Raw genomic sequence first — 10366 nt, forward strand, 5'->3', positions numbered from 1 at the left:
ATTATTCCTCGTTTCCGTTCTTAACGATTAAAGAAGTTCCTTGTCCGCCGCCGATACAAAGCGTTGCCAGACCATAAGTGACCTCTCTGCGTTTCATTTCATGTACTAAAGAAACCAAGATTCGAGCGCCGCTGGCACCAATTGGATGGCCTAATGCAATCGCTCCTCCGTTGACATTCACCTTGTCAGGGTCCATCTCAAGTGCTCGCATAACACTAATCGCCTGTGAAGCAAATGCTTCGTTAGCTTCGATCAAATCAATAGCCGACATGGTTAATGCCGCTTTGCTTAATGCTTTCTTAGTGGCCGGAATAGGGCCGGTGCCCATTATTTCAGGGGCTACTCCTGCACTCGCATAGCTAACGATTTCGGCTAAAATGGGCAGATTCAACGCCTCTGCTTTTTCGCGGCTCATAATTAGAACCGCCGCCGCACCGTCATTGATACCAGAAGCATTCCCAGCGGTCACGCTGCCATCTTTGGTAAAGGCAGGGCGCAATTTTTGCAGCTTTTCAAAGGAGCTGTTGGATTTAGGGTATTCATCCTTAGTGAAAAGTAGATCTTCGCCGCGGCGTTGAGGGATGGTGATCGGCACGATCTCTTCAGCGAATCGCTCCTGTTCCAACGCTGCGACTGCTTTCTTTTGACTGTTCGCCGCAAATTGATCTTGTTCTTCACGTGATATTTGGTATTTTTCCGCGATGTTCTCAGCCGTAATTCCCATGTGATAGTGGTTAAAGGCGTCGGTCAATCCGTCATTGGTCAAGGTGTCGATGATTTTCCCATCACCTAACCGACCGCCCCAGCGATGATCCTTTAACACATAGGGTGCTTGGCTCATATTTTCGGTACCGCCGGCAATAATAACCTCAGCATCCCCGCAAGCAATTGCTTGGATCGCCAGCTCGACTGATTTTAAGCCGGAGCCGCAGACCATATCTAAGGTAAAGGCCGTTTTTTCAACCGGTATCCCGGCATTGACGGCGATTTGTCTAGCGACATTTTGTCCAAGTCCGCCATGCAGGACATTTCCGAAGATGACTTCATCTATTTCGTCAGGGGCGATTCCCGCTTGTGCTAGAAGCTCCTTGACAACCTGCTGACCCAAATCAATGGCTGAAATATTTTTTAATGTTCCGCCGAACGAGCCGATAGGTGTTCGTAAAGCAGAGGTAATGACGATTTCTCTCATGCAAATACTCCTTAAAATAATTTTAGTGGATTAAAAGCGCTTTCAATCAATTCCATGGAAAGCATAACAAGAATATGCGCAGAAGCAAAATAGCAAATTTTTAGCAAGGTATTAATTTTTTTTATAGAGGATTGCTTTGACATTTCGCAAAAGCCTGCCTATCCTAAGAGCATGAGGAAAGAAATGCAGGAGGGTAAACATGGATATTAAGCATCTTCGTTATTTTATATCAATTGTGAATAACGATTTTAATTTGAGCCGAACCGCCCAGAATCTCTATATTTCACAGCCAACTCTGAGTATTATGATCAATGATTTCGAAAGTCGTGAAGGAACGAGTTTGTTTAAACGGAACAATGGAAAGATCGTCGGTCTGACTTATATTGGTGAAAAGTATTATGCTGATGCTCAAGAGGTTATAAAAAAATATAATGAAATGCAGATGAATCTTCATGAAGCGGCCGATACGATGGCTGGCAGCATCACGATTGGTATTCCGCCGTTAATATTGTCTCTTATTTTTTCGACCATTATGCCGAAATTGATTTTAGACAATCCTACGATCAATTTTACGCTTAAAGAACAGGGCGCCCATCGTCTAAAAGGGGAGCTGCTTTTAGAAACGGTCGATATTGCTGTTTTACTTTCACCGGAAGGCATTTCTCAGAATATCATTGATTCATTTGAGATTCAGAGCTCGGAGCTGTCTGTATTTCTGTCGCCTAAGCATCATCTGGCGGAAAAGAAACGAATCGATTGGAAAGATTTGCACAATGAGAAAATCGCACTGTTTGATGAGAGCTTCATGATCCATCATTTATTCAAGGATGCTTGCGAACGCAAGAACGTGTATACGAACATTATTTTGAAATCCAGCTCTTGGGATTTTCTGCTGAACTCAGTAAAAATCAATGAAGAGCTGCTAACGATTTTACCATTGCCGATGGCGGATCAATATGCGTCGGAAGATTTTGTTGCGCGCCAGATGAATGAGCCGATTGTCTGGAAGGTCATGATCTGCCGGCTGAAGAAAAACAATTATACAAATACTGAAAATTACATTTACGATACATTGATAAAGTTGTTTCAAGCGAAATAAAGGTGCAGCAAAAAGGACTTGGCGAAATCATCTGCCAAGTCCTTTTATAGAATTTTTTAAGATAGGCGCAGTATGTCAAACGACTATTTCGGCAATCAGCGGAAGGCGTTCGAAAAATTGTTCTTACCAGCGCTATTTTTTCCCTAATTCCTCGTCTTTACGGATCGTTGCATCGATTCCTTTAATAACGGTTGAGATAAAGGCGTTGTCTTCTAATTCCACGATCCCAGCGACAGTTGTTCCTCCTGGAGAGCTTACTCGATCGATCAGTGTCCATGGATTTTCCTTGCTGTGAGCCAAGGTTTCCGCACTGCCTAAAACTGCCTGTGTCGCCATTTCTAGCGCGATATCCTTCGGCAGCCCATTCTTCACTGCTGCACGAGCGATTGAGTCGATGAACAAGAAGGTATAAGCCGGCGAGCTTCCAGCGATGGCTGTGAAGATCGAGAAGTATTTTTCTTCTAGCGGCCAAGCTTTGCCGACTGCGTTAAACAGATCGATAATCGTTGTGACATCTTCTTCTGCAGCGCTCGCATTTCCGCAAACAGCCGCCGCACCTTCGCCAACCATCGCATTCATATTCGGCATTACTCGAACGATTCGGATCGGCTGATCTGTTTCGAATACATCATAGATCGCTTCGGTACTTGTTCCAGCGGCGATCGAGACGATTAATGGATCATTTTGCAGAATCGCATCCTTTGCCTCCAGTAATACGCCCTTAATGACATTCGGCTTGACTGCCAAGATCAAGGTATCGACCGTTTTGATAACTTCCTGCGGATCATTTACCGCATGTGCACCAATTTTTTTCGCGAAAGCTTGGACTTTTTCTGTTGAGATATCATACAAGTAAATGTCCTCTGGTTGGCTGAACCCTTTTTGGACAATGCCTTCAACAATTGCAGATGCCATATTGCCGGCACCGATAAAACCGATTTTCATAGTGAATTCTCCTTTTTTTGGCTATTGTATTGAGCAAATTCACGCATGCGTATTCATCCGATTTGTGGAACTTGCAAAGTGTTTGAATCAAATGTCTAAAATTCATAAACATGGTACAATCAATAAAGAAATTATATGCCTATCGATACATATTGAAAATAGTGTAGATAAAGAAGAAAGTGTTTGATTCTAAGGTGGTGGGTAAATGGATGTAACGGCAACGGAGTATAACAGCTTTTATCAATTTTTGGCAACCTTGGATTGCTACTTAGGCGATGATGGTCAAATGATTGGCGAGGTCCAGCGTTTTGCTGCAAATGCGCGGCGAGAAATTGCGGCTTTCGTGACGAAGGAAACAAGGGCTCAGATCGCGGTTCCGGCCGATTTTATTCGAATGCTGTATGTGATGAAGGGAACAGTGGCTGTTCAGATCAACGATGTGGAAAAGGAGCTGAACGCGGGCGGATTGATCATAGTCAATGGGGCAACACAGCTTTCCTATTGCGGAGATTTAGAGACGGAAGTGATCGCCTTTTATTTTAAATCGAGCTATTTTACAGAATCGCTGCTGGGCCAATTTTTTGAAGAGCCGCTGCTGTATCGTTTCTTTGTGGAGGCTTTGAGTAATGAGTTTGCTAGTATCCCGCGCTTTTTGGTCTATGATTTTGCGGAGGAGACCGATGTGCATTTTTACGCCCTGCTTTTACTAAAGCAAGTAGTTAAAATGGCGTACTTCAACAATAAAGTGACAAAATCGGCCTTTGTCCTGTTGATTGTCGAGATTAGCCAGGGCAAGCCCGAGCGGTTGATTGCCAAGGACAGATTTATCTCCAATGGACAGCTGACGGAAGAGCTATTGGCGTATATCGATGCTCGTTTGGAGCAGGTGACGCTAGAGGAGGTCGCACAAAAATTTCATTTTCACCCGAATTATTTATCGAGTTTATTGAAGGAGAAGACGGGGCAGTCATTTACGGAAATCGTCTTATTAAGAAGAATTGAGCGCTGTAAAAGCTATCTGGAACAAACGGATCTGACAATCCAAACAATCGTGGAGCGCTTAGGCTATAAAGACAAGGCCTTTTTCTATAAACGGTTTAAGCAGATCGAAGGAATCACACCGCGTCAGTATCGAAAAATGCGAGAGGAGGAAAAATAATGTATGAAGATATTTTTGCCGAGGTTCAATTGACCGTCGTTGAGCAGCCGATCGAGTGGGTGAATGAGCGACCTCTTTATCGAGGACATATCAAGGAATTGCCTTTTATTACAGGCGCAGGTCCTTCAAAGAAAGAGCTGTATCGCCAATTGGCGGAGCAGTATCAGGAATACGCGGCATTGAATCAAGTCGAGGATAAGGATGAAGAGATGACCTCTTCGTTATTAACAGCGGATCAATTATTGAAGTATTACGATGGTGAGACTTTTGACGGCTTTTCTTTGGGGGATTTGCTAAAGGACGATTAGAGCAAGTTTGTATACCTTTTCAATGATTTCCGCTAGACTAAAAAGAAAAAAGGGCGTGAAGCGATGTCACCGATTGAAGAATACATTCACGCTGCTGAAACGGATCAGCAGCCGATGCTTCAAGAAATCTATCAACTGATCAAAGAAATAGTCCCGGAGGAAACCACTGAAAAAATTTCTTACGGAATGCCAACGTTTTATTTAACAGAGAACTTAGTTCACTTTGGCGCGATGAAAAAGCATTTGGGATTTTATCCGACACCAAGTGCGATGACTGCCTTTGAAGAACGACTGAAGGACTATAAAACCTCAAAGGGGGCATTGCAGATTCCTTATAAACAAGAATTGCCATCAGAGATGATTACAGAGATGGTGCGTTTTCGTCTGAAGGAAGTGGTGGAGAAAAATGCTTAATGGAATCGAAATCATGTTGTACGTCAAGGATGTTGCCGGTTCAGCGGCTTTCTGGCAAGAAGGAGTGGGCGGGAAGATCACCTCGCAGCAGCCAATGCCGGATGGCTCCCTGCAAATCACGCTAGAGTTGTTTGAATCAGTGGAGCTGGTTCTGTTTGATCGCCAATTTATTGAAAAGGTTTCTCCCGAAGTCGCGGACAATTTTCCTTCGTTACTAATGAAGGTGTCGGACCTTGATGCCTGCCACGATCGCCTGCAAAAGCTTAGTCCTAAGGTAAATCCTATTGTGGAGCAGGGTGGGAAACGGCTGTTCAATTTTGCCGATCCGGAAAATAATTATTTTGTGTTGAGTGAATGACCTTCAAGAAATTGAAGGTCATTTTTTTGTCAGTCACGCTTTTTGCAGTCCCTAAGAAGAGAACATGCATTACTAGTGTGAAGCTAATTTATGCTCAATAAGTTTAGCGTGATGATATGCGTACGAAAATACATTCATTTTTCATTTTTTTTGAAAAATGATTCCTCTAGGAAGAGCTAGCTGTCAGTCACGCTTTTTGCAGCCCCTAAGGAGAGAACGTTCATTACTAGTGTAAAGCTAATTTATGCTCAATAAGTTTAGCGTGATGATATGCGTACGAAAATACATTCATTTTTCGTTTTTTTTGAAAAATGATTCCTCTAGGAAGAGTTAGCTGTCAGTCACGCTTTTTGCAGACCCTAAGGAGAGAACGTCATTACTAGTGTGAAGCTAATTTATGCTCAATAAGTTTAGCGTGATGATATGCGTACGAAAATACATTCATTTTTCGTTTTTTTGAAAAATAATTTTTTTAGGAAATGTTGTTTTTCTCTTATCTGAACTCATGGAATCCTTTAAGATTTCTTGGACGACTATCATCAAACTGTTAGTTGATTTAAGTCAAAATCCTTGTGAATTGTTGTATTATCTTAAGAGGAAAAAGAGCTTTCATTGATTATTTTATTTAGAGGAGAGAATGATGGTACAAATTTTGTTGGGACTGTTGGGTGTCCTATTGGTTTATTATCTTTTTTATTTTATTCGCGATTTGATCGCAGAGCGCGGAAACTGGGGCGGCGGAAACATCTTTGTTTCTGGTGTGATCGGCTTTATTACCGACGCGATGGATACCTTGGGGATCGGCAGCTTTGCACCGACGACCATGCTTTTGGAAACGACGAAACAATTAGACAATGATCGGCAACTGCCAGGAACGTTAAATGTTTCTCATACGGTTCCGGTAATTATTGAAGCGTTCATTTTTATTACAGTAGTAAAAGTGGCACCGTTGACCTTATTTTCATTAGTTATCGCAGCGATCGTCGGTTCTTATGTCGGCTCAAAAACCGTTAGTAAGCTTCCTGAAAAAAAGGTGCAGTTTTATATGGGCATCGCGTTGATCATCACTGCGGCATTGATGGCGTTAAAACAATTAGGTTTGCTTGATTTATTAGGAACGGGCAATCATTTGACCAGTTTGACCGGAGTGAAATTGGTGATCGGTATTGTTGGAAACTTCATCTTGGGCGCATTGATGACGATCGGCGTTGGCTTATATGCTCCGTGTATGGCGATGGTTTACATGCTAGGCTTGAGCCCGCTAGTCGCTTTTCCCATCATGATGGCTTCTTGCGCAGGGCTAATGCCTGTTGCCGGCACAAACTTTATTAAATCAGGTGATTACTCCCGTAAAGTCAGTCTGGGAATTACGATCGGCGGGATCATCGGAGTGATTATCGCGACGCGTTTTGTTACCGGATTGAATATGACCGTATTAACCTGGATCGTGATCGTCGTTGTTCTTTATTCAGGTTTCACTTACATCCGTAAGGGAATGCATGAATTTGCCGGCAATTTGAAAAAGTCTTAGAGAAATCTCTAAGGCTTTTTTTTGATCATACGAAAGGTATTAGTTGTAAAAACAAAATCCTTTTTCGGTCCGTTCAGTAGCGAAATTATTGCTTGCGGCTATTGCTGAATGATTAGGTTTTCGTCGGAATTCTTTACAAACTTTTAGAGAAAATTCTCTGTTCAACCGCCAGCTTCTGACAGATAATAGACGAAACAAGTTAACTGATAGGAGAAATTATGGATCAGGAATCATTAATCATCGACTTGCTGTCTGCGGGAGAACCAATTTATCGGCGCGTACGAAAAAATCGCCAAAAGAATCTGATTTCGGCTTTTCTGTTTCTAATTGGTGCATCGGTCCTGTTTTTCGGTATTGGAAGTTTTGTTTATCAGTATTTGGGGATGCGTGTACATTCGATTGATCGCGGCTACTGGCTGCGGGGCTTTTATCATTTTTCACTAGTGCTGGGAGGAATCAGTGCAGCGGCGACAGTCGTCTTCTTCCTGGTGAATGTGATTCAAGAAATCAGACTACGGCAGTCGTTTCAACGTTTTCTGGAGCGCTATGTAAAAGAAGCAGCGAAGTACCCAGTGGTTTATCAGGATCGCGAGGCCTATTATTTAGCAGAAGACGATCGAAAGCCAACGCTGCGCTTAGCAAAGGATGATTGTATCGAGTTAACCACTACTTTTGATGATGCGGTCATTTATTTAGGCAACCGTCAGGAGCTATGGGGCTTTTCATCAATTCAATTGTTCGTTTTAAATGGGGAACCGTCCTTGCTGCCGGCAACTTTTCCAAAAGCTAAGGGAGTCAATCAGAAGTGGCTATTACTGATAATCAGCTTCATCTTTGTTAGTGGGACCGGCGTGTTTACTTATTATGGAGTTACGCGCTATCAAAATCTTTACAGCGCTGAGCCGTCAAGGTCGACCGCTTCAAGTGCAGCAGCGCCCTTGACGAGCAACGAGCTGCTGACGCAGCAGGGAACGGCGCCGACTAAAAAAGTGAATCAGATGAATCAACTGGATTTGAATGAACAGACGCAGGAGCTTTATTTAACGACAAATGGCGGGACAGACTGGTCTTTTGTACCGCTGAAGCCTGAATGGCTGCGTACAGGCAGCTATCTGCTGACTAGTGGTGAGATTCCGCTGGGGTATTGGATGGACAAGACGTACGATGTTTCAAAGGCGTTCTCCTGGTTTATTTATTCGGAGAACGAAAAGGAGCTGTTTTTCTTATTCTCGAGTGATAATGGACAGACGTGGAAAAAAGCACTTGTGTCTGAAGCCGCGCAACGAATTCGTTATCGCAAGGCTCAGTTTTTCGCCGATGGCAGCGGCATCTTGGTTTATTCCAACATATCACCAGAGGTATCTTCAGAAGGCTTGGAGATCTACCAGACGAATGATCAAGGGCAGACGTGGTCTAGGAGCAATGGTACGACGATCAATCAGCCTGTACAAAATGTCAGCTTTGTTAATCCTGCTTTAGGATTTGTCTCCACACGGGAAAAGCTGTATTACACCAACAATAGCGGCAGCTCCTTCAAAGAAGCGGTAGTGACGATCCCAGCGGATTATCAAACCGGTGGATTGGATCTTTTCCAATCACCTAACGAAGTGACTCAAGTCAGTACCAATCAGCTGGAGACCAAATTCTATTTGTTGAAAACGAACGGGATTGATCAGGGGAAAATGTTTGCCTGTTTGTATCGTTCCTCCGATAATGGCGAAACGTGGCAATTTGCTGAACAGCTGTCGCAGGTGCAGCTGACTGATTAAGTTTACAGCTGCTAATTTTCCTGCTATACTGCTCGGTTACAGAAAAAATAGTGATGGAGTTGATTCGATGAATGATGTATTGGATAAAGGTCCGTTCTATCATGGGACAAAAGCTGATTTGAAGGTAGGCGACCTGCTTGAGGCAGGCAAACGCTCCAACTACGGCAAACAGGAAAAAGCCAATTTTGTCTATTTCTCAGCGACGATGGACGCGGCAATCTGGGGTGCAGAGCTGGCGTTAGGAGATGCGCCGCAGCGGATCTATCAAGTAGAACCGACGGGTGAATTTGAGAATGATCCCAATTTGACAGATAAGAAATTTCCCGGCAATCCAACCCGATCTTACCGGACCCAACAGCCCTTGAAAGTTGTCGGTGAAGTGACGGAGTGGACAGGTCATTCGGCGGAACAGCTGCAAAAAATGCTGGAGCATGTGGAAAAAATGAAGCAGCAGGGAATAGAAGCAATCAATGAATAGACACATTCGGGACACTTTCTCAATCATGAAAAAAGATGCGTACTGCTGCTGGTTAAGATGGTCTAGAGAAAACCGTTAAAGAGCGGAATAAAAAAGCCTTGATCGATTCAATCAAGGCTTTTTGTCCTATTCGAAGGCTTTATTAACATCTTCCAGCATCATCTTAGTCGATTCCAGTCCGCCGCCGCTAAGGTACCAAACGTCGGATTGAAGTGAGAAAACCTTTTTGTCTTTGCCGGCGGTTGTTTGGGCAACTAGCTCGTTGTCGGCAACAGCATTGTTGCTGTCATCGCCGCCGATTGCCTTTGTCCGATCGACGACAAAGAGGATTTCTGGATTTTTATCTAGGACATATTCATATGAGACACTTTGACCATGAGTAGAGGCTTTGATGGTATCATCTGCTTCTGCAAAGCCGAAGGTGTCATAAATGATTCCAAAACGTGAGTCTTTCCCATAGGCTGATAATTGACCTTCGTTAACGAGAACAGTCAAGGCTTTGTCTTTACTTGCTTCCGCTTTTGCTTTGGTTTCTTTGATACTGGTTTTCAGTGCGGCTAATTGTTTTTTGGCCGCTTTTTCTTTGCCGAAGATTTGTCCTAAGGTTTCAACATTTTGTTTGATGGAATTCCACGTATCGGAAGTATCGACAGCTAAATACATCGTTGGAGCGATGGCTTTCAGCTGATCAAGAAAGTCGCTTTGACGACCAGAAATAATGATCAGATCCGGCTTCATTTGATTGATTTTTTCCAAATCCGGCTCCTTAATCCCGCCTGCGGACTCTAGCTTTTTATAGTCCTTCAAATAAGCAGGCAGGTTATCCGTTGCCGCCCCTACGATTTTATCGCCTACACCTAAAGCATCCAAGGTATCTAAAGAACCATTATCGAAAATCACGACCTTGTTAGGATTTTTTGGCACAGTCACCTTTCCGTTTGAGTCATTTACCTCGATTGTCTCGTCTTTGACAGTGCTGTTTGCTGCCGCTTTGTCTGTTGAATCGCTGCTTCCTTCATTAGCCGTCGAGCCGCAGCCGACCAAGCCTAAACCAAGCAATACCATAGATAGTCCAACAATATATTTTTTCATTTCTATAATCCTGCCTTCCTA

The 10366-nt window shown here is 43.4% G+C and carries 11 protein-coding genes; 8 read left to right on the top strand and 3 right to left on the bottom strand.

Features of this window, described 5'->3' with window-relative positions; all coding sequences use genetic code 11:
* Position 1: 1 nt before the first annotated feature.
* Positions 2-1192: an acetyl-CoA C-acetyltransferase gene (locus JZO85_RS19090; RefSeq protein WP_207110107.1), complete on the bottom strand. Its 1191-nt coding sequence runs from the start codon at positions 1190-1192 to the stop codon at positions 2-4.
* 199 nt (positions 1193-1391) lie between these two features.
* Here JZO85_RS19090 and JZO85_RS19095 point away from each other — a divergent pair, with 199 nt between their 5' ends.
* Positions 1392-2291: a LysR family transcriptional regulator gene (locus tag JZO85_RS19095; RefSeq protein ID WP_207110108.1), complete on the top strand. Its 900-nt coding sequence runs from the start codon at positions 1392-1394 to the stop codon at positions 2289-2291.
* A 132-nt stretch (positions 2292-2423) separates the two neighbouring features.
* On the opposite strand, the gene proC is transcribed toward JZO85_RS19095, so the two are convergent.
* Complete coding sequence (gene proC, locus JZO85_RS19100; protein ID WP_207110109.1) at positions 2424-3236, bottom strand: pyrroline-5-carboxylate reductase; 813 nt, start codon at positions 3234-3236, stop codon at positions 2424-2426.
* A 205-nt stretch (positions 3237-3441) separates the two neighbouring features.
* Between proC and JZO85_RS19105 the strand changes: the two genes are divergently transcribed.
* The 7 genes from JZO85_RS19105 (at position 3442) to arr (ending at position 9253) form a co-directional block, all read left to right on the top strand.
* Positions 3442-4395 (top strand): helix-turn-helix transcriptional regulator, encoded by a 954-nt coding sequence (locus JZO85_RS19105; protein ID WP_207110110.1) that lies wholly within the window; start codon positions 3442-3444, stop codon positions 4393-4395.
* Positions 4395-4703, top strand: coding sequence for a hypothetical protein (locus JZO85_RS19110; protein WP_207110111.1), 309 nt, complete (start codon positions 4395-4397; stop codon positions 4701-4703). Before JZO85_RS19105 ends, JZO85_RS19110 begins: the two co-directional genes overlap by 1 nt.
* 63 nt (positions 4704-4766) lie before the next feature.
* Positions 4767-5117 carry an iron chaperone gene (locus JZO85_RS19115; protein WP_207110112.1) on the top strand — a complete coding sequence of 117 codons (351 nt, stop codon included), beginning with the start codon at positions 4767-4769 and terminating at the stop codon, positions 5115-5117.
* Positions 5110-5475: a VOC family protein gene (locus JZO85_RS19120; RefSeq protein WP_207110113.1), complete on the top strand. Its 366-nt coding sequence runs from the start codon at positions 5110-5112 to the stop codon at positions 5473-5475. Before JZO85_RS19115 ends, JZO85_RS19120 begins: the two co-directional genes overlap by 8 nt.
* A gap of 640 nt (positions 5476-6115) precedes the next feature.
* Positions 6116-7006, top strand: a complete 891-nt coding sequence (locus JZO85_RS19125) for a sulfite exporter TauE/SafE family protein (RefSeq protein WP_207110118.1) — start codon at positions 6116-6118, stop codon at positions 7004-7006.
* A 218-nt stretch (positions 7007-7224) separates the two neighbouring features.
* A complete protein-coding gene (locus JZO85_RS19130) occupies positions 7225-8775 on the top strand; it encodes a WD40/YVTN/BNR-like repeat-containing protein (RefSeq protein ID WP_207110114.1) in 1551 nt (516 codons plus the stop codon).
* Between the two features lie 67 nt (positions 8776-8842).
* Positions 8843-9253, top strand: a complete 411-nt coding sequence (gene arr, locus JZO85_RS19135) for an NAD(+)--rifampin ADP-ribosyltransferase (protein ID WP_207110115.1) — start codon at positions 8843-8845, stop codon at positions 9251-9253.
* Positions 9254-9379: 126 nt separating this feature from the next.
* On the opposite strand, the gene JZO85_RS19140 is transcribed toward arr, so the two are convergent.
* A complete protein-coding gene (locus JZO85_RS19140; RefSeq protein WP_207110116.1) occupies positions 9380-10345 on the bottom strand; it encodes a siderophore ABC transporter substrate-binding protein in 966 nt (321 codons plus the stop codon).
* Between the last annotated feature and the right edge of the window lie 21 nt (positions 10346-10366).

Source organism: Candidatus Enterococcus murrayae (assembly GCF_017315985.1).
GTDB lineage: Bacteria > Bacillota > Bacilli > Lactobacillales > Enterococcaceae > Enterococcus_A > Enterococcus_A murrayae.